Consider the following 19,925-nt stretch of genomic DNA (forward strand, 5'->3'; position numbering starts at 1 on the left):
GGGCGCGGAGGCGACTTCGCGCCGTGAAGGCACAAGAATATGTCCAAACGACAAGGGAGAATTTTCATGAAGCGCATTCTGGCGGCCGTCGTCGCGAGTTTCCTGGCCGTGGCGCCATCGCTGGCTGATCCGGTCGCCGGCGGGCGGGCGAATGTCGTCATCCAGCCCGAACCGCCGAGCCTGATGCTCGGCCTCGTGCAGAACGCTCCGGCCCAGCAGGTCGCGGGCAACATCTACGAAGGGCTGCTGCGCTACGACACCAAGCTGAACCCGATGCCCTCGCTGGCGAAAAGCTGGGAGGTCTCGGACGACGGTCTGACCTATACCTTCCACCTCCAGAGCGGGGTGACGTGGCATGACGGACAGCCGTTCTCGGCCGATGACGTGGTGTTCAGCGCCGACGTGTTCCTGCGCAAGACCCATCCGCGGTTCCGCGCCGTGCTCGATCATGTCGAAAGCATCACCGCGCCCGACGCGGGTACCGTGGTGTTCCGCCTGAAATCGCCCTTCGGCCCGTTCCTGAACAGCTTCGAGGTCGGTTCGATGCCGATCGTGCCGAAGCACATCTACGAAGGCACCGATTTCGCCACCAACCCGGCCAACAACACCCCCATCGGCACCGGCCCGTTCAAGTTCGCCGAATGGGTGAAGGGGTCGTATATCAAGCTGGTGAAGAACCCCGATTACTGGGATCAGGGCAAGCCTTACCTCGACGAGGTTTACTGGCACGTGATCCCCGATGCCGCCTCGCGCGCGGTGGCCTACGAGACCGGACAGGTCGACATCCTGCCCGCCGGCTCGATCGAGAATTTCGACATCGACCGGGTGAAGGCGCTGCCCAATACCTGCATCACCCAATCCGGCTGGGAGTTCTTCGGCCCGCAGTCCTGGGTGTGGCTGAACAACCGTCAGGGCCCGACCGCGAGCAAGGAATTCCGTCAGGCGATCCTGTATGCGCTCGACCGCGAGTTCATCCGCGATTCGCTGTTCAACGGCCTCGGGCAGATCCCGAACGGCCCCTTCGCCGGCTCCACCCGCTACAACGACACCGACCTGAAGCCCTGGCCCTACGATCCGGAGAAGGCGAAGGCACTGGTCAAGGCCTCGGGCTACAAGGGCGAGGTGCTGAAGCTGGTGCCGATGCCCTATGGCGAGACCTGGATGCGCCTCGCCGAGGTCATCAAGCAGAACCTCGCCGATGTGGGCATCAAGGTCGAGATCGTCTCGACCGACGTGGCGGGCTGGAACCAGCATCTGTCGGACTGGGATTACGACCTGTCGACGACCTATCTGTATCAGTATGGCGATCCGGCGCTTGGGGTGTCGCGCAGCTACGTGTCGGGCAACATCAAGAAGGGCTCGCCCTGGAACAACGTCGAGGGCTATTCGAACCCGAAGGTCGATGCGCTGTTCGACACGGGTGCGGGCACCGTCGATCCGGCTGAACGCAAGGCCGCTTATGACGCGGTGCAGAAGATCCTCGTCGACGAGGTGCCGAACGCCTGGCTGCTCGACATGGGGATGCCGACGATCAGCCGCTGCTCGGTCAAGGATCTCGTCACCACGGGCATCGGCCTGAACGACGGGTTCAAGAACGCCTGGATCCAGAAGTGACCCCGTTCCCCGGTGCGTGGCAAGCGCGCCGGGGACTTTCATGCGCGGAACGACATTCATGAAGATCGCTACCCGTATCGCCGCCCGGCTGGCCAAGGCAGCCGTGGTGCTGCTGGCCATTCTGGTGCTGAATTTCCTGCTGATCCATGCCGCACCGGGAGATCCGGCGGTGGTAATGGCCGGCGAGGCCGGGGCCACGGATGACGTGTTCCTCGCGCAGCTGCGCGAGAAGTTCGGCCTCGACCAGCCGCTTTACATGCAGCTCGGCAAATATGTCTGGGATGTGCTGCATCTCGATCTCGGCTTCTCCTATCGCCAGCAGATGCCGGTGTTCGATCTGCTGATGGACCGGCTTCCGGCGACGCTGTTGCTGACCGGCTCGGCCTTTGCGGTGTCGCTGATCCTCGGCGTCGCGGCGGGGGTGCTGGCGGCGTCGCGGGTGGGGAAATGGTCCGACACGCTGATCTCGACCGTGGCGCTGCTGTTTTACGCCACGCCGCTGTTCTGGGCGGCGCTGATGGGGGTGCTGCTGTTTTCGGTGGTGCTCGGCTGGCTGCCGCCCTTCGGTTACGAGACGGTGGGATCGGGCTTCACCGGGATTCGCCGCGCGCTCGACATTGCGCAGCATCTGGCGCTGCCGGCGCTGTCGCTCGGTCTGTTCTTCATGGCGGTCTATTCGCGCATGACCCGGGCCTCGATGCTCGAGGTGGCGCAGCTCGATTTCGTCAAGACCGCGCGCGCCAAGGGCCTGTCCCGCGCCGTGATCGAACGGCGCCACATCCTGCGCAACGCGCTGTTGCCGATCGTGACGCTGGCGGGGCTGCAGGCCGGCCAGCTGGTCGGCGGCGCGGTGCTGACCGAGACCGTCTTCGCCTGGCCCGGCATCGGCCGGCTGATGTTCGAGGCGCTGACACAGCGCGATTACAACGTTCTGCTCGGGGTGTTCTTCGTCTCGGCGGCGATGGTGATCGTGTTCAACCTGATCACCGATCTGATCTACGGGATCGTCGATCCCCGCATCCGCGCGCAGTGACAGGGACAGGAGACTTGTGATGAAAGATTTCTGGCACCGTTTCCGCGCCAACAAGGGCGGGATCATCGGGCTGGCGCTGCTGGCGGCGATCGTGGCGGTCGCGCTGCTGGCGCCGCTGCTGTTTCCGGGCAACCCGTGGAAGATGGTGGCGCGTCCCTTCGTGCCGCCGTTCGAGGGGATGAAATTCCCGCTCGGCACCGATACGGTCGGGCGCAACGTGGCGGCGGGGCTGGCCTATGGCGGGCGGGTGTCGCTGCTGGTGGGGCTGGTCTCGACGCTTGCCGCGTTGCTGATCGGCATCCCGGTCGGCGCGCTCGCGGGCTATTTCGGCGGCCGCATCGACGATCTGCTGATGCGCGTGACCGAGTTCTTCCAGACCGTGCCGAGCTTCGCCCTCGCCATCGTGATCGTGGCGATCTTCCAGCCCTCGGTGGTGTCGATCACGCTTGCCATCGGCATCGTGTCCTGGCCGCCGGTGGCGCGGCTGGTGCGCGGCGAGGTGATGTCGCTGCGCCAGCGCGAATATATCGAGGCGGCGATCTTGCAGGGCCTGTCGACGCCGGCGATCATCTTGCGCCAGATCCTGCCCAACGCGGTTTCGCCGATCATCGTGATGGCCTCGCTGATGGTGGCCTCGGCGATCCTGCTGGAAAGCTCGCTGTCGTTTCTCGGCCTCGGCGATCCCAACCTGATGAGCTGGGGCTACATGATCGGCGCGGCGCGCACGGTGATCCGTCAGGCGTGGTGGCTGTCGCTGTTTCCGGGCGTGGCGATCGTGCTGACGGTGCTGGCGCTGAACCTGATCGGCGAAAGCCTGAATGACGCGCTGAACCCGCGCCTGTCGCGCCGGAGGAGCTGAGATGGACATCGAACCCACCCTGAGCATCGAACATCTGACCGTCGATCTGCCCGAGGGCGCCGACCGTCCGCACGCGATCCGCGACGTCTCGCTGCAGTTGTGGCCCGGGCGCACGCTGTGCATCGTGGGCGAATCCGGTTCCGGCAAGTCGATGTCGGCGAATGCGGTGATGGGGCTGTTGCCGAAGGGCGTCAGCGTCGGCGCCGGCCGCATCCTGTTCGGCGGCCGCGACATCACCCACCTGAGCGAGGCGCAGTATCAGGAGCTGCGCGGTCAGGGCATCGCGATGATCTTCCAGGAGCCGATGACCGCGCTCAACCCGCTGATGCGGATCGGTGCGCAGATCGCTGAGGTGTTCGAGGCCCATGGTCGCCTCGCCCCCGCCGAGCGCGCGGCCCGGGCGCTGCAGCTGCTGCGCGAGGTCGGCATCCCCGACCCAGAGCGCGCTCAGTTCGCCTATCCGTTCCAGCTCTCGGGCGGGCAGCGCCAGCGCGTGGTGATCGCGATGGCGCTGGCGCTGGAGCCGCGGGTGCTGATCGCGGACGAGCCGACGACCGCCCTCGATGTCACCACGCAGGCGCAGATCCTGCGCCTCATCAAGGACTTGCAGACCCGGCACGGGATGGCGGTGATGTTCGTCACCCACGATTTCGGCGTCGTGTCCGAGATCGCCGATGACGTCGCGGTGATCGAGCTGGGCGAGCTGGTCGAGCAGGGCCCGGCCGAAAAGGTGCTGAAGGCGCCCGATCACCCCTATACCCGCCGGCTGATCGCCGCGATCCCGACGGTCGAGTTCCGCGACGAACCGGCGCGCGAGGAACCGCTGCTGCGGGTGCGCGATCTGGTCAAGGAATTCCGCACCGGGGCGCGGGTGGTGAAGGCCTCGGATCACGTCACGCTCGATCTGATGCGGGGCGAGACGCTGGGGATCGTGGGCGAATCCGGCTCAGGCAAGTCGACGCTCGGGCGCGCCATCGTGCAGCTGGTCACACCCGATTCCGGCACGATCGAGATGGACGGCAAGGATATCTCGCATCTCAGGGGCGCAGCGCTGCGCGCGCATCGCAAGCGGATCCAGATGATCTTTCAGGATCCCTATGCCTCGCTCAATCCGCGCGCGCGCATCGGCCGCATTCTGACCGAAGGCCCCATCGCCCACGGCCGCCCCCGCGCCGAGGCCGAGGCACGGGCCCGCGAACTGCTGAGCCTCGTCGGGCTGAAGGCCTCGGCGATGGAGCGTTTCCCGCACGAATTCTCGGGCGGTCAGCGCCAGCGCATCGGCATCGCCCGGGCGCTCGCCCTCGAACCCGAGATCATCGTCGCCGACGAGGCGGTTTCGGCGCTTGATGTCTCGGTGCAGGCGCAGGTGCTCGATCTGCTCGAGGATCTGAAGCAGCGGCTCGGTCTGACCTTGCTGTTCGTCACCCATGACCTGCGTGTCGCGGGCAAGATCTGCGACCGGATCGCGGTGATGCAGAAGGGGCGCGTGGTCGAACTCGGCTCCGTCGAACAGGTCTTCCGCGCCCCGCGCGAGGCCTATACGCGCAGCCTGCTCGATGCCGCGCCGGGGCTGGAGGTGCAGCCATGAGCGAGCTTCTGGCCGCTCTGGCGGCGATCGTCGGGCCGGTGCATGTGCTGACGGGGGCCGACACCGCCCCCTGGGACAGCGACTGGACCGGGCATTACCGCGGTGCGCCTCTGGCCGTGGTGCGCCCGGCCGACCGCGACGAGGTGGCGGCGGTGCTGCGTCTGGCCAGTGCGCAGGGCGTGGCGGTGGTGCCGGTCTCGGGCAACACCGGGCTGAACGGCGGCGCGCTCGGCGAGGGCGCGATTGCGCTGTCGCTCGGGCGGCTGAACCGGCTGCGCGAGATCCGCGCGGACGCGCGCGTCGCGGTGGTCGAGGCCGGGGTGATCGTCGATGCGCTGAACGCGGCGGCGGCGGAACAGGGGCTGATGTTCCCGCTGTCCTTCGGCGCCTCGGGTTCGGCGATGATCGGCGGCGTGCTGTCGACCAACGCGGGCGGGGCGAATGTGCTGCGCTACGGCAATACCCGCGATCTGTGTCTGGGCGTCGAGGTGGTTCTGGCCGACGGCCGGGTGATGGATCTGATGACGGCGCTGCACAAGAACAACTCGGGCTTCGATCTGCGCGATCTGGTGATCGGCGCCGAGGGGCAGCTTGGCATCATCACCGCGGCGGTGCTGAAACTGCATCCGCTGCCGGCGACGGTGGTCACCGCGATGGTGGCGATGGAGACGCTTGATCCCGCACCGGGGCTGCTGAACGCGTTGCAGGATGCCTCGGGCAATGCCGTCGTCGCCTTCGAGTTCATGCCGCGCAGCTTCGTCGAGGGCTATCTGGAGATCGTCCCCGACAGCCGCGAGCCGTTCGACGCCCCCCATCCCGTCAACCTGCTGGTCGAGCTTGCCGCGCCGCAGCCGGGCGAGGGGCCGGGCATGGCGCTCGAATCCGTTCTCGCCGCGGCGATGGAAGAGGGCACTGTCACCGATGCGGTCATCGCCCAGAACGAGGCGCAGCGGCGCCAGATGTGGGCCCGGCGCGAGGCGGCGGCGGAAATCTCGTTCCGCCGGAACCCGGTGATCGACACCGACATCGCCGTGCCGCGCGACCGGGTGGCGGATTACCTGCGCCGGATCGAACCGCGCCTTCAGGCCCGCGATCCGGGCTGCGGGCTGATGTCGGTCGCGCATCTGGGCGACGGAAACATCCATTACACCTGCTATCCGACGCGCGACGAGCCCGCCCTGATGGCCGCTCTGCGCGCCGAGATCGACGCGCTGGCGATGGAGCTGAACGGCACCTTCTCGGCCGAGCACGGGGTGGGGCTGTCGAAGCTCGCCCCGATGGCGCGCTACAAGGATCCGGTGGCGCTCGACGCGATGCGGGCGATCAAGGCGGCGCTCGATCCGCGCGGAATTCTCAATCCCGGCAAGACGCTTCCCCCGGCCGGGGCCAACAGGACAGGAGACTGACATGAAGGTCTTTTTCGACGAACGCCAGCGGCTGCACGATCCGCGCTTCCGGTTGCAGGACGGCAAGGTGGTGCTGAACCCCGACCGCCCCGACCGCGTGGCGGAGCTGTTGCGCGGTGCGCTGGCGGCAGGGCTGACGGCTGCGCCGAGCACCGATCACGGGATGGCGCCGCTCGCCGCGCTGCACACGCCGCGCTATCTGTCGTTCCTGCGTACGATCTACGACCGGCGTCGTGCCGAGGTGACCGACCTTGTCGAGGTCGTCCCCGGCCGCATCGTCCCTGAGCGCGAGCGGATCTATGCCTGGACCACCGAGGCGCAGATCGGCTACCACAACACCGATACCTCCTGCCCGATCTCGGCAAAAAGCTGGGAGGCGATCTACTGGTCGGCGCAGACCGCGCTGAGTGGCGCGGACGAGATCCTGTCGGGCGCACGCCGGGCCTATGCGCTGTCGCGCCCCTCGGGCCATCATGCCTATCGCGAGGTCGCGGGCGGGTTCTGCTTCCTCAACAACAGCGGCATCGCGGCCGAGTATCTGCGCGCGCGCGGCCACCGCCCGGCGATCCTCGATATCGACGTGCATCACGGCAACGGCACGCAGGGCATCTTCTACGAGCGTGACGACGTGCTGACGGTCTCGCTGCATGTCGATCCGGAACAGTTCTACCCGTTCTATGCCGGCGGCGCGCAGGAGTGCGGCGCCTGCGCGGGGATCGGCTACAATCTGAACCTGCCGCTCGCCCGCGGCACCGATACCGAGGGCTATCTCGCCGCGCTCGACCGTGCGCTCGATCAGATCGCCTGTTTCGGGGCCTCGGTCGTGGTGGTGGCGCAGGGGCTTGATGCGCATGAGGACGATCCGTTCCACGGCCTTGGCGTGACCACGGCGGGCTTCGCGCGCATCGGTCGGGCGATCGCTGGCCTCGGCCTGCCGGTGCTGAGCGTGCAGGAAGGCGGGTACATGCAGCCGAGCCTGCACGCCAACCTCACCAGCCTTCTCGCAGGGCTGCAATCGGCCTGACGAACCGCCCGGCACCAGCCGGTAGCCGCGTCCGGGAAGGCCCCGGGCGCGGTTTCGGCATGCCAGATTCCCGGGATAACCTTTCCAGATCATAGGCATAGCCTGCACCTATTTGAGTTCCGGCGGCCGCGGTGCTTGTCTGGCGGCGACGGGGAGCCCGCCTCCCGCCCGCTGCCGCGCCCGGTGGCGACATCCGACACTCCAGGAGGTTCCCATGAGCTTTACCCCCGATGCCCGCATCGACCTCGACCGCTACTGGTCGACCATCCAGCGCTCGGCCGAGATCGGGCAGGGCCGCGAAGGGGGCCTTGCCCGCCTGACCCTGACCGACAGCGACCGCGAGATGCGCGATCAGTTCGTCGCCTGGTGCGAGGCCGCGGGCCTTGCCGTCCGCGTCGACGAGATGGGCACGATCTACGGCCGGCGCGAGGGCACCGAGCCCGGCCTGCCGCCGATCCTGATCGGCAGCCACCTTGACACGCAGATCAACGGAGGCCGCTTTGACGGCATCGCAGGGGTGCTGGCCGGGCTCGAGGTGGTCCGGACGCTGAACGATCTCGGCCATGTGACGAAGCGGCCGATCGTCGTCGTCGACTGGACGAACGAGGAGGGCGCGCGCTTCTCCCCGCCGATGATTGCCTCAGGCGTCTTCGTCGGGCGCTACACGGCGGACTGGGCGCATGCACTGATCTCGGACGACGGGGCGCGCTTTGGCGACGAGCTTGAACGCATCGGCTACAAGGGGGAGATGCCCTGCGGTGCGGCGCCCGGGGACGTCGACGCCTATTTCGAGCTGCACATCGAGCAGGGGCCGATCCTCGATGCCGAGAAACGCCAGGTGGGCGTGGTCACCGGCGGCTATCCGAGCTACGGCATCCGCGTGCGGTTCGACGGCGAGACCGCACACACCGGCCCGACGCCGATGGACCTGCGCCACAATGCGCTGATCGCCGGCGCGCGATTCCTGACTGCGGTCGACGATATCGGCTGGGATTTCGCGGTGATGGACGGCAAGGCCACCGGCTCGCGCCTCGCCGCCTGGCCGAACAAGCCCGGCATCCTGTCCGAGACCGCGCAATGCGTCGCCGATGTGCGCCACCCGGACCCGATCACCGCCAAGGTGATGGCCGAGAAGATGCGCCGCGCCGCGCATGAGGCCGGTGCGCGTGCGGGCTGCTCCGTTACCATCGAGGACGAATGGGCCTGGGGCGGTGATATCTTTGACCATGGCATGGTCGACGCGATCCGCGCCGAGGCGGTGCGCCAGGGCTGGAACTGGCGCGACATCGAGGCCCAGGCCGGCCACGACGCCTATCACATGGCGATGCGCTTTCCGAGTGCGATGATCTTCACCCCCTGCAAGGGCGGCATCACCCACAACAACAACGAAAGCTGCACCCCCGGCGATCTTGTTGCCGGGGTGAACATGCTGCTGCATGTGGCCGTGGCGCGGGCGGATCGCTGATGCAGGTCTTCGATCATGCGGCGGTTGAGGCCGCCCTCGACTGGCCGGGCCTGATCGCCGCTTTGCGTGACGGGTTCGCAAGCGGTGCGGCGATCGCGCCGGCGCGGCAATCCCTGGCCATCGAGCTGCCGGGGGGCGAGACCGCGACGCTGCTGGTGATGCCGGCGTGGGAAGGCGGGCGCGCGATCGGCGTCAAGGTGGTGACCTTCTTTCCCGGCAATGCCGCGAAGGGGCAGGCGACGATCAACGCGGGCTATCTGCTGTTTGATGGCGCCGACGGCCACTGCGTTGCCGCAATCGAGGGCGACGCACTGACCGCACGGCGTACTGCGGCGGCCTCGGCGCTGGCGGCGGAATACCTTGTGCGGCGCGATGCGCGCGTGCTGACCGTCGTCGGGACCGGGCAACTGGCGATGGCGGTGGCCGAGGCCCATGCGGCGGTGCGCAGCTACGACCGCGTTCTGGTCTGGGGGCGCAGCCCGGAGAAGGCGCAGCGCGTGGCCCGGGCGCTGGCGGCGAAGGGGCTTGCGGCCGAGGCCGCGGCGGATCTTGAAAGCGCCTGTCGCGCGGCGGATGTGGTGTCCTGCGTCACCGCATCGACGCAACCGATGATCCGCGGCGCGTGGCTGCGCCCGGGCAGTCACCTTGATCTGATCGGCGCCTTCAAGGCGGACATGCGCGAAAGCGATACGCTTGCGGTGACGCAGGCGCGGGTCTTCGTCGATGGCCGGCCGGGCGCGCTGCTTGCGGGCGATCTTGCCCAGCCGGCGGCGGAAGGGGCCTTCGATCCGGCGGCGATCGTCGCGGATCTGGCCGAACTGACGCGCGGCGCTCCGGGGCGCCGCGACGCGACCGAGCGCACGCTCTTCAAGTCGGTCGGGCTGTCGCAGGAAGACCTGCTGGCCGCGATGCAGGTGGCGGCAGGCTGACGCCTCGGGCGAAGGCGCGGCGGGCAGGGGGGCGATGACGCCCCCCTTTCGGTTTTCTCAGCCCATATCCGGATAGAGCGACAGCAGTTCTTCGAGCAGGTCGATGAATTTCTGCTCGGGCGGGGTGGGCTGCGTCAGCGGGCTGTGGACGAGAAAGACATCCGCGCCGAGCGGCTGATCGGTCAGCCGCAGCGGCCAGAGCCGCCCGGCCTTCTGCTCGTCGAAGGCCGCGGGCAGAGGCAGGATGCCGATGCCAAGGCCGGCAGTGATCATCCGCTGCACCTCCTGCAGGTCGGGGCTCGATCCGCCGATCCGGTTGCCGAGGTTCAGCCCCTCGCGCAGCATGATCATCGGCTCAAGCCCCATGCCTTCGGTGGCGCAGGTGAAGGCGACGAAGGATTCCTGCTGCAGATCCCGCGAGGTCACCTCGGTGCGGCCGTAAAGCGAATGTTCCGCGCCGCAGAAGATGCCGAACTCCTCGCGGAAGAGGTGGCGGCAGGTCAGCGTGATCAGCGGCTTGGTCAGCAGGCAGATGCCGATGCCGGCCTTCTCGTTGGTGATCCGGCGCACCGTCTCGGCAGAGTTCTGCACGTCGATCCGCCAGCTGATCGAGGGATGGCGCTGATGATAGAGCCGGATCGCCTCGTCGATCAGTGGCGAGTGCAGCTGGCTGATGATGCTGAGCCGCAGCTCGCCGAATTCCTCGTCGTTGCGGTCCTCGGTCAGAACCCCGATGCGGTCGACGGCGCGGAACATCTCGGCGCATTCCTGATAGATCTTCTCGCCGCGCAGGGTGAGGGCAAAGTGCCGGCTGCCGCGGAAGATCAGCTGGCAGCCGAGCTGGTCTTCCAGCTTCTGCAGCGCGAGGCTGACCGAGGGCTGGCTCATGTTCAGCCGCTTTGCCGCGCGGGTGAGCCCCTTTTCCTCTGCGATGACGCAGAAGCTGCGCAGCAGGTTCCAGTTCAGATCGGACAGATCGGGACGCTGAGGCATGGGCGAGTCTCCGGTAGGCTGCATGCTTCTAGCACGGTCTGGCGGGGCCAAAGCATAGGCAAAGACTATTCTTCGGATCAAGACCGGAGGCAATTGCCATCTAGGTTCGACGCCGCCCGGTGCGTAGCGTCTGGGGGTCCCCGTGAACATGGAGCCCAGAGCAATGACCCTCTCCCGCCTGCACCCCGGCCCGCGTATGAGCCAGGCCGTCATCCATGGCGACACAATCTGGCTTGCCGGGCAGGTCGGCGATCCGGCGGCCGACGTGACCACCCAGGTAAAACAGGCTCTTTCTGCCGTGGATGCGCTGCTGGCCGAGGCCGGAAGCGATCGCGCACATCTTTTGCAGGTGATCGTCTGGCTGGCCGACATGGCGGATTTCGATGCCATGAACGCGGTCTATGACGCCTGGGTCGACCCGGCGAACCCGCCGGTGCGGGCCTGTGGCGAGGCGCGCCTTGCCGGGCCCGGATATCGGGTGGAATTCATCGTCACTGCCGCCTGCCATCAATAAGCACAGCCTATGGCTGCCCCCCTTTCCGCCGGGGCAGCCGGAACCGGAGATGCCATGCCCCCCGCCCTTTGCCCCGATCTGAGTGCGATCGAGACCGCCACGCTTGGCCATTTCCTCACCGAAGGCTTCATGGCCCCGGCGATCCAGGCGCTGATCCCCGACCGGCGCATCTGGGGCCCGGCGCTGACCGTGCGGCTGCCGGGGGTCGACGGTTCGGCCCTGGTCGAGGCGCTGTCGATCGCCGCGCCCGGCGAGGTGATCGTCATCGATCGCTGCGGCGATCTGCGCCACGCCTGTTTCGGTGCGGTGACCGCTCAGGCCGCGGCGTCGCGCGGCGTCGCGGGGGTGGTGATCGACGGGTTCGTGACCGATCTTTCGGCGCTTCTCGCGCTTGGCCTTCCGATCTGGTGCCGGGGACGCTCGCCGGTCACCACGCGCAACCGGCAGATGGCCGGCCATGTCGGGGGAACGGTGACCTGTGGCGGCTCGATGGTGAGCCGTGGCGACATCATCCTTGCCGATGAAAGCGGTGTGGTGGTTCTCGATCCCGCCACGGTGGCCGAGAACGCCGCCATCGCGCGCCAGATGCAGCATGCCGAAATCGACATCCTCCGCCGGCTGAAGGCGGGAGAAACCCTGAAGGCGATCCAGGCCGAAACGAAGCCCGACGACGACGGGACGCGGCGCAGCCTTCTGAACCTGAGCTTCCGTCAACAGAGAGGACAACCATGACCCCATCCCTGACGCAGATCCTGCTTTCGGGCGCCGCAGTCGCGATGCTGGCAACGCCGGTGCTTGCCGACAAGGCGAGCGACACGCTGAACGTCGCCTTTTCGCTCGAGCCCGAACCGCTCGACACCTACAAGATCGCCGGTCGCGAGGGGCTGATCCTCGCCCGCCACGTCTATGACGGCCTGCTCTACAAAGACATGGACAGCGGCACCTTCAAGGGCCTTCTGGCCGAAAGCTGGAGCCAGCCCGACCCGCTCACGCTCGAGTTCAAGCTGCGCCGTGACGTCACCTTCCACAATGGTGCGGCCTTCACCGCCGATGACGTGGTCGACACGCTGAACACCGTCATCAAACCCGATTACGGCACGCGCTACGCGATTTCCGTCGACTGGATCGCGCGCGTCGAAAAGGTTGATGACTACACTGTCCGCATCCACATGGCGAAACCCTTCGCCGGCGCCTTCGAGATGCTGGCGGGCTCGCTGCCGATCTATCCGCATGCCTATTTCGACGCGGTCGGCTCTGCCGGCATGGCCAAGGCGCCGGTCGGCACCGGCCCCTATCGGCTGGTCTCGCAGGAACCCGGGGTGAAATACGTCCTCGAACGCTGGGACGGCATCTCCCCCGAAAGCCCGAAGGCCGGGGCGCAGATCAAGACGATCGTCGTGCGCACCATGCCCGAGCTGAACACCCAATATGCCGAGCTGATGTCGGGCAAGCTCGACTGGATGTGGCGGATCCCGCCCGATCAGGCCGACCGGCTGGCGTCGCGTGTCCAGATCGTTTCCGCGCCGATCATGCGGATCTCCTTCCTCAACCTCGCGCCGGTCGCGGCCAGCGGCGACACGCCGCTGAAGGACCTGCGGGTGCGTCAGGCGGTGGCCCATGCGATCGACCGCGACGCGATCACCCGCGCCTTTGCCGGCGGGGCCTCGGAGGTGCTGAAGGCGTTTTGCAACCCGGCGCAGTTCGGCTGCACCGATGCGGTGACGCAATACGCCTATGATCCGGACAAGGCGAAGGCGCTGCTGGCCGAAGCGGGCTACAAGGACGGGCTGAGCCTGCCGATGACCTTTGCCGCCATGCCGCGCCCGGTTGCCGAGGCGATCGCTGCCGATCTGGCGAAGGTGGGCATCACCGTCCAGCTCGACGAGCTGCAATATGCGGCGGGTGTCTCGAAATGGCGCGAGCGGCAGGCGCCCGCGTTCTTCTCGAACTGGGGCAGCTATGGCGTGGGCGATGTGGCCTTCCTGCTGTCGAACTTCTTCGGCGGCGGCGCCGACGATCTGGTGCAGGATGCCGAGCTGAGCGGCTGGCTGCACGAGGCCGATACTGCGACCGATCCGGAGCTGCGCAAGGCGGATTACGCCAAGGCGCTCTCGCGGATCGCTGACGAGGCCTGGGTCGTGCCGATGTACAGCTTCAACGTGAACTATGGCTTGTCGAAAGACCTGTCCTTCAGGCCCTACCCGGACGAGTTCGCCCGGTTCTGGCAGTCGTCCTGGAAGTGACCCTTCCGACCCAGCACGGGGGGAACTTCCCCCCGTCGCCAGGAGGTTTTCATGCTTGTCTATCTGTTGCGCCGCCTTGCGGTGGCACTGTGCGTCTGCGTGGCCGTCTCGGCGCTCAGCTTCGGGCTGATGTTCGTCGTCGGTGACCCCGCCGTCGCCATCGCGGGTGCGGGCGGCTCGGCCAGGGACGCCGAGGCGATCCGCCACGCCTATGGCTTCGACCGCCCCTATGTGGTGCAATATCTCGGCTGGGTCGGGCATGTGCTGCGCGGCGACTTCGGCCAGAGCATCTATTTCAACATGCCGGTGACCGAGATCGTCCGGGCGCGGCTGCCGGTGACGGCGATCCTGGGGGGGGTGTCCTTCACGCTGGCGCTGGTCGTGGCGGTGCCGCTTGGCATCGTCGCGGCGCGCAAGCCCGGCGGCCTCACCGACCGGCTGGCGCTGCTGCTCGCGGTGACCGGCCAGGCGGTGCCGAGCTTCTGGCTCGGACTGATGGCGATCGTCGTCTTCGGCGTCTGGCATGGCCTCGTTCCGACCTCGGGGGCGGACACCTGGCAAGGCTATATCCTGCCGGTGGTGGTGCTGGCCTATTCGGCGATGCCGGCAATGATGCGGATCACCCGCTCCGGGATGATCGAGGTGCTCGGCACCGATTACATCCGCAGCGCCGAGGCCAAGGGGCTGCCGACGTGGCAGGTGATCGTGGGGCACGCGCTGCGCAACGCCATCCTGCCTCTGGTGTCGCTGGCCGCATTGCAGCTCGGGGTGCTGCTGTCCGGCTCGATCGTGATCGAGAGCGTGTTCGCGCTGAACGGGCTCGGGCGTCTCGCCTGGGAGTCGCTGCTGCGCGCCGACCTGCCTGTGGTGCAGGCCGTCATCCTGATCCTGTCTCTGGTCTATGTGGTGCTGACCACGGCGGCGGATCTTGTCAATGCGTGGCTCGATCCGCGCATCCGGGGAGTGCGCTGATGGCCGAGGAGGTGATCCGACCCGCCTTGTGGCGCAGGGGGCTGCGTAATGTGGCGCTGATGAGCGGCGGCAGCGTTGTCGTGCTGATGGTGCTGGTCGCGGTGCTCGCGCCGCTGCTCGCACCGCATGACCCCTATTCGCAGGACCTGACGCGGCGCCTGCTGCCGCCGTTCTGGATCGAGGGCACGGACCCCACGCATCTGCTCGGCACCGATCATCTCGGTCGCGACTACCTGTCGCGGCTCATTTACGGGGCGCGGATCTCGCTCGGTGTCGGCTTCGGCGTGGTTCTCGTCTCGGGTCTGATCGGGATCTCGCTCGGTCTGGTGGCCGGCTATTTCGGCGGCCTCGCGGACATGGGGATCAGCTTCATCATCACCACCCGCCTGTCGCTGCCGATCGTGCTGGTGGCACTGGCCGCGGTCGCCTTTGCCGGCGCCTCGCTTGCGACGCTGATCACGGTGCTCGGGCTCCTGCTGTGGGACCGTTTCGCCGTCGTCTCGCGTGCGGCGGCGCAGTCGCTGCGCTCGCGCGACTTCATCAAGGGGCTGCGCGCGATCGGGGCAGGCCAGGTGCGGATCCTGTTCCTCGAATTGCTGCCGAACATGCGCGCGGCGCTGATCGTGGTGATGACGCTCGAGGTGGCGAACGTGATCCTGCTCGAGGCGGCGCTGTCCTTCCTCGGGCTCGGGGTGCGCGCGCCGACGCCGTCCTGGGGGCTGATGATCTCGGAGGGGCGCGACAACATCCTGTTCGACCCGTGGCTGACCGCGCTGCCCGGGGCGGCGCTGTGCGTGCTGGTGCTGGCCGTCAACCTGCTGGGCGACGGGCTGCGCGACATCACCGGAGGACGGCTGAAATGACCCTGCTCGATCTGCAAGACCTGCATGTCGCGATCCCGACCGAACGTGGGCTGTTGCGCGCCGTGCGCGGCGTCGACCTGCGGCTCGCGGCGGGCGAGACGCTGTGCCTCGTGGGCGAATCCGGCTGCGGCAAGTCGCTTACCGCGATGACGCTGATGGGGCTTGGCCCGAAGACGGCGCAGACCAGATCCGGGCGCTTCACCCTGCTCGGGCAGGAGATGGCGGGACGTGGGCGCGCGGCGTGGAAGACGTTGCGGGGCAGGGGGCTGTCGATGATCTTCCAGGACCCGATGACCTCGCTCAATCCGACGCTGACGGTCGGGCGGCAGCTGACCGAGGGGGTGATCCACACCGAGGGGCTGACGCGACGGGCGGCCGAGGCGCGGGCGATCGCGCTTCTCGAGCGCGTCGGCATCGCCCGCGCGGGGCAGCGGCTCGGGCAGTATCCGCACCAGTTCTCGGGCGGGCAGCGGCAGCGGCTGATGATTGCCATGGCGCTGATGAGCGAGCCGAAATTCCTGATCGCCGATGAGCCGACAACCGCGCTCGACGTCACCATCCAGGCCCAGATTCTGAGCCTTCTGGCCGGGTTGCAGCGCGATCTTGGGCTGGGTCTGCTGCTGATCACGCATGACCTCGGGGTGGTCGCGGCAATCGCCGATCGGGTGGCGGTGATGTATGCCGGGCGGATCGTCGAGGAAGGCTCGGCCAGCCGGATCTTCCGCCGTCCGGCCCATCCCTACACCGCCGGGCTGATGGCGGCGATCCCGGTGCCGGGGCGCACGCCGCGCGGCACGCCGCTTCCGGCGATCCCGGGACGGGTGCCGGGGCTGATCGAGCCGATCGCCGGCTGTGCCTTTTGCGAGCGCTGCGCCCGGGGGGAGACGCTTTGCGCCGCCCGCCCGCCGTCTGATGTTGCCCTGCCGGACGGCCGGGTGGAATGCCACTTTCCTGCGGTGGAGATCGTGCAATGACCCGGGCAAACCACGTTCCTGCACTGGAACTTGAGCATGTGGGCAAGCACTTTCGCGTCTTGCAGGGGATGTTCCGGCGCCCTGCGACGCTGACCGCGCTGAACGATCTGTCGCTGCAGGTGATGCCCGGCGAGACGCTGGGGCTGGTGGGCGAGTCGGGCTGTGGCAAAAGCACGGCGGTCAACGTCATGCTGGGCCTGCTCGCTCCGGACGAGGGGCGGGTCTTCCTCGATGGGCGCGAGATCGGCGCCTGGCCGCTGGCCGAGCGGGTGCGCCGCATCCAGCCGGTGTTCCAGGATCCCTATTCATCGCTCAACCCGACGCGGCGGGTGGGTGAGCTCGTGGCGCAGCCGCTGCGCCTGCACGAGCGCGGCACCGACCCCGGGCCACGGATGCGCGAGATGCTCGATCGCGTGGGGTTTCCGGTGCGGCTTGCCGATGCCTATCCGGCTGAGCTTTCGGGTGGCCAGCGTCAGCGCGTTGCCATCGCCCGTGCGCTGATCGCGCGGCCGAAGGTGCTGATCTGCGACGAGCCGACCTCGGCGCTCGATGTGTCCGTGCAGGCGCAGGTCATCAACCTGCTTCTGGAGCTGCGGGCGGAACTCGGGCTGACGATGGTGTTTGTCAGTCACAATCTCGCCGTGGTCGAGCATCTCGCCGACCGGGTGGCGGTGATGTATCTGGGCGAGAAGGTCGAGGAGGCGCCCGTCGCGCCGCTCTTTGCCGCACCGCGCCATCCCTACACCCGGGCCCTGCTCGGCGCGACGCTGCGGCCCGAGCCGGGGGCGGCGCTGCCCGAAAGCGGGCTCGGGACGGCGAGCGCCGATCCGCTGCACCGCGGACCGGGTTGTGCCTTCGCACCGCGCTGTCCGATGGCCAACGATGCCTGCCGCAAGGCTCCGGTGCCGATGCACAGGCACGGCCAGCACCTGGCCCGCTGCCTTTGTGCCGGCCCCGCCTGAGGAGAGAGAACGCGGTGGTGACTGGCATGCGCCTGCGCCCGACGCTATGACAGCCATAAATCCGCGACCACCGTCGGGCAGGACGTCCGGGCGCGAAAGCTGCAGACTGATGTTCAATCAAAACAAACCTCACGACAGGGGATATCGATGATCTTCACCTCCCGTTTCCGCGCCCTCGCTCTTGCGGCGACCGCCACGCTCGCAGCCGTCTGCGGTGCAGCCAGTGCTGACGAACTGGCCGATATCAAGGCCGCGGGCGTCATCAACGTCGGCATCTTCCCAGACTTCCCGCCCTTCTCCTCGGTGGCGACCGACATGAGCACGATCGGCTATGATGTCGATGTCGCGACCGGCATCGCCAAGGCCCTGGGGGTCAAGCTGCATCTGGTGCCGGTGAACGGCCAGAACCGCATTGCCTTCCTGAACGACAAGCGCATCGACATGCTGATGAGCGTCGGCTATTCCGACGAGCGCGCCAAGGCCATCGGCTTTGCCGAGGCCTATGCCCCCTATTACATCGCCGTCATCGGTCCGCAGGCCGCGAAGATCGAGGGGCCGGCCGATCTTGCCGGCAAGGCGATCGCGGTCAACCAGGGCACGCTCGAGGACAGCTCGCTGACCAAGGCGGCGCCCGAAAGCGCGACGATCCGCCGGTTCCCGAATTACAGCGCGGTGATTCAGGCCTTCATCACCGGCCAGACCGATCTGATGGCAGTGGGCAACAACGTCGGTGCGCAGGTGCTTGCAAAGCAGACCGCGCTGCAGCCCGAGGAGAAATTCCAGCTGATGTCCTCGCCCTCACATATCGCAGTGCGCAAGGACGAGACGGCGATGATCGGGGCGGTCAATGCCGCGGTGCAGGCGATGATCGACGACGGGTCGCTGAACGCCGCCTCCGAGACCTGGCTGAAGACGCCGCTGAAGGTCGAAAACCTGAAGCCCGCCGAGTAATCGGCCGGATCCGGCGGCGAAAGACGCATGGCCAACGGTCTGGATTTCGGCTGGCTGGAGACCGGTTTCCGCGCCCTGCTCGAGGGCGCGGGGATGACCCTCTGGCTCACCGTCTGCTCTACTCTTCTGGGGCTTCTCATCAGCGTTCTCGGCGCCGCCGCGCGCCGGGGCCGGATCGGCTGGCTGCGTGCGGCGGTCGGGCTCTATGTCGAGTCGATCCGCAATACGCCGTTCATCGTCCAGCTGTTCTTCATCTACTTCGGCCTGCCGAGCGTCGGGATGAACCTCGACCCGATCCTGGCGGCGGTGATCGCAATGACGCTGAACGTCGGCGCCTATGCGACCGAGATCGTCGCGGCAGGCCTTGCGGCGGTGGGGGCCGGGCAGCGCGAGGCGGCACAGGCGCTCGGCCTGCGGCCGCGCATCGTTTTCGTCAAGGTGGTGCTGCCGCAGGCGCTGGCGGTGATCTTCCCGGCGCTGGCAAGCCAGGTGGTGATCACCATGCTCGATTCCGCGGTCGTCTCGCAGATCTCGGTGCGCGAGCTGACGATGCGCGCGAACCTGATCCAGAGCGAGACCTTCCGCCCGTTCGAGACCTTCCTCGTCGCCGCGGCACTCTATCTCGGGCTGTCGGTCCTGCTGCGGCGCGTGCTGAATTTCTGTGCCAGGCGCTATCTGGGGCCGGGGCTGTCATGATCGAATTCACCCTGTGGGACCTGCTGCGCAACCTGCTGTTCGCGGCGCGCTGGACGCTGCTGCTCTCGGCTGCGGCGTTCATCGGCGGGATGATCGTCGGGCTGGCAATCCTGTTCGCGCGGATCTCGTCGCGACGGGGGCTGCGCCGCGTGACCTATCTCTATATCGAGATCTTCCAGGGTACGCCGCTGCTGCTGCTGCTGTTCCTGATCTTCTTCGGCCTGCCGCAATTCGGCCTGCGCATCGAGCCCTGGACGGCGGCGGCGCTCGGGCTGACGATCTACGCCTCGGCCTATCTCGCCGAGATCTGGCGCGGCGGCGTCGAGTCGCTGCCCGAAGGCCAGTGGGATGCCGGCGCAAGCCTTGGCCTGACCCGGTGGCAGGAGCTGCGCCTGGTGATCCTGCCGCAGGCCTTCTGCATCACGCTCGGGCCCACGGTCGGTTTTCTCGTCCAGCTCATCAAGGCGACGGCGCTGGCCTCGATCCTCGGTTTCGAGGAGCTGGTGCGCACCGCCGACGCGCTCAACAATGCAACATTCCAGCCGTTCCGGGTCTATGGCCTCGTCGCGCTCCTCTATTTCGCGATGTGCTTCCCGCTGACCCGCTGTGCGAAATGGCTCGAAACCCGACAGGCGCGCGCCTGATCTCCGAAAGGAAAGCCGATGGCCAACAGGATGCAGATCTCGGACGAGGTGGCGATCCAGATCGAGACCATGAACAAGTGGTACGGCGCGTTTCACGTGCTGCGCGACGTGAACCTGACGGTGAACCGGGGCGAGCGGATCGTCATCGCCGGGCCCTCGGGCTCGGGCAAGTCGACGCTGATCCGCTGCATCAAC

The 19,925-nt window shown here is 67.5% G+C and carries 20 protein-coding genes; 19 read left to right on the top strand and 1 reads right to left on the bottom strand.

What is annotated here, in order from left to right:
- Window positions 1-66: 66 nt before the first annotated feature.
- The 8 genes from EOW65_RS18075 (at window position 67) to EOW65_RS18110 (ending at window position 9,918) form a co-directional block, all read left to right on the top strand.
- A complete protein-coding gene (locus tag EOW65_RS18075) occupies window positions 67-1,614 on the top strand; it encodes an ABC transporter substrate-binding protein (protein ID WP_128151803.1) in 1,548 nt (515 codons plus the stop codon).
- A 40-nt stretch (window positions 1,615-1,654) separates the two neighbouring features.
- A complete protein-coding gene (locus EOW65_RS18080) occupies window positions 1,655-2,647 on the top strand; it encodes an ABC transporter permease (protein WP_240664775.1) in 993 nt (330 codons plus the stop codon).
- A 19-nt stretch (window positions 2,648-2,666) separates the two neighbouring features.
- A complete protein-coding gene (locus EOW65_RS18085; protein ID WP_128151807.1) occupies window positions 2,667-3,506 on the top strand; it encodes an ABC transporter permease in 840 nt (279 codons plus the stop codon).
- A gap of 1 nt (window position 3,507) precedes the next feature.
- A complete protein-coding gene (locus EOW65_RS18090) occupies window positions 3,508-5,094 on the top strand; it encodes an ABC transporter ATP-binding protein (protein WP_128151809.1) in 1,587 nt (528 codons plus the stop codon).
- Window positions 5,091-6,500: an FAD-binding oxidoreductase gene (locus EOW65_RS18095; RefSeq protein WP_128151811.1), complete on the top strand. Its 1,410-nt coding sequence runs from the start codon at window positions 5,091-5,093 to the stop codon at window positions 6,498-6,500. The genes EOW65_RS18090 and EOW65_RS18095 overlap by 4 nt, the downstream gene beginning before the upstream one ends.
- Window position 6,501: 1 nt before the next feature.
- The gene (locus tag EOW65_RS18100) at window positions 6,502-7,524 is read left to right on the top strand and encodes a histone deacetylase family protein (RefSeq protein ID WP_128151813.1); all 1,023 of its coding nucleotides are present in this window, start codon (window positions 6,502-6,504) and stop codon (window positions 7,522-7,524) included.
- Window positions 7,525-7,738: 214 nt separating this feature from the next.
- Window positions 7,739-8,989, top strand: a complete 1,251-nt coding sequence (locus EOW65_RS18105) for a Zn-dependent hydrolase (protein ID WP_128151815.1) — start codon at window positions 7,739-7,741, stop codon at window positions 8,987-8,989.
- Complete coding sequence (locus tag EOW65_RS18110; protein WP_128151817.1) at window positions 8,989-9,918, top strand: ornithine cyclodeaminase family protein; 930 nt, start codon at window positions 8,989-8,991, stop codon at window positions 9,916-9,918. The genes EOW65_RS18105 and EOW65_RS18110 overlap by 1 nt, the downstream gene beginning before the upstream one ends.
- A gap of 57 nt (window positions 9,919-9,975) precedes the next feature.
- On the opposite strand, the gene EOW65_RS18115 is transcribed toward EOW65_RS18110, so the two are convergent.
- Entirely contained in the window at window positions 9,976-10,911 is a 936-nt protein-coding gene (locus EOW65_RS18115; RefSeq protein ID WP_113901217.1) for a LysR family transcriptional regulator, read from the bottom strand.
- Between the two features lie 163 nt (window positions 10,912-11,074).
- On the opposite strand from EOW65_RS18115, the gene EOW65_RS18120 reads away from it, so the two are divergent.
- From EOW65_RS18120 to EOW65_RS18170, 11 genes are all read left to right on the top strand, one after another.
- Window positions 11,075-11,425 carry a RidA family protein gene (locus EOW65_RS18120; RefSeq protein ID WP_128151819.1) on the top strand — a complete coding sequence of 117 codons (351 nt, stop codon included), beginning with the start codon at window positions 11,075-11,077 and terminating at the stop codon, window positions 11,423-11,425.
- Between the two features lie 54 nt (window positions 11,426-11,479).
- Window positions 11,480-12,157 carry an RraA family protein gene (locus EOW65_RS18125; protein ID WP_128151822.1) on the top strand — a complete coding sequence of 226 codons (678 nt, stop codon included), beginning with the start codon at window positions 11,480-11,482 and terminating at the stop codon, window positions 12,155-12,157.
- Window positions 12,154-13,668, top strand: a complete 1,515-nt coding sequence (locus EOW65_RS18130; protein ID WP_128151824.1) for an ABC transporter substrate-binding protein — start codon at window positions 12,154-12,156, stop codon at window positions 13,666-13,668. The genes EOW65_RS18125 and EOW65_RS18130 overlap by 4 nt, the downstream gene beginning before the upstream one ends.
- A gap of 51 nt (window positions 13,669-13,719) precedes the next feature.
- Window positions 13,720-14,640: an ABC transporter permease gene (locus EOW65_RS18135; RefSeq protein WP_128151826.1), complete on the top strand. Its 921-nt coding sequence runs from the start codon at window positions 13,720-13,722 to the stop codon at window positions 14,638-14,640.
- Entirely contained in the window at window positions 14,640-15,503 is an 864-nt protein-coding gene (locus EOW65_RS18140; RefSeq protein WP_128151828.1) for an ABC transporter permease, read from the top strand. The genes EOW65_RS18135 and EOW65_RS18140 overlap by 1 nt, the downstream gene beginning before the upstream one ends.
- Window positions 15,500-16,477: an ABC transporter ATP-binding protein gene (locus EOW65_RS18145; protein WP_128151830.1), complete on the top strand. Its 978-nt coding sequence runs from the start codon at window positions 15,500-15,502 to the stop codon at window positions 16,475-16,477. The genes EOW65_RS18140 and EOW65_RS18145 overlap by 4 nt, the downstream gene beginning before the upstream one ends.
- Window positions 16,474-17,439: an oligopeptide/dipeptide ABC transporter ATP-binding protein gene (locus EOW65_RS18150; RefSeq protein ID WP_128151832.1), complete on the top strand. Its 966-nt coding sequence runs from the start codon at window positions 16,474-16,476 to the stop codon at window positions 17,437-17,439. Before EOW65_RS18145 ends, EOW65_RS18150 begins: the two co-directional genes overlap by 4 nt.
- Before the next feature lie 147 nt (window positions 17,440-17,586).
- Entirely contained in the window at window positions 17,587-18,390 is an 804-nt protein-coding gene (locus EOW65_RS18155) for a transporter substrate-binding domain-containing protein (protein ID WP_128151834.1), read from the top strand.
- 27 nt (window positions 18,391-18,417) lie between these two features.
- A complete protein-coding gene (locus tag EOW65_RS18160; protein ID WP_128151836.1) occupies window positions 18,418-19,086 on the top strand; it encodes an amino acid ABC transporter permease in 669 nt (222 codons plus the stop codon).
- Window positions 19,083-19,730 carry an amino acid ABC transporter permease gene (locus EOW65_RS18165; protein WP_128151838.1) on the top strand — a complete coding sequence of 216 codons (648 nt, stop codon included), beginning with the start codon at window positions 19,083-19,085 and terminating at the stop codon, window positions 19,728-19,730. The genes EOW65_RS18160 and EOW65_RS18165 overlap by 4 nt, the downstream gene beginning before the upstream one ends.
- A gap of 30 nt (window positions 19,731-19,760) precedes the next feature.
- Window positions 19,761-19,925 (top strand): ATP-binding cassette domain-containing protein (locus EOW65_RS18170; protein ID WP_164880155.1); only part of this gene is annotated, 165 nt, incomplete at its 3' end.

It is taken from the genome of Paenirhodobacter ferrireducens, from assembly GCF_004022265.1.
Lineage (GTDB): Bacteria > Pseudomonadota > Alphaproteobacteria > Rhodobacterales > Rhodobacteraceae > Rhodobacter > Rhodobacter ferrireducens.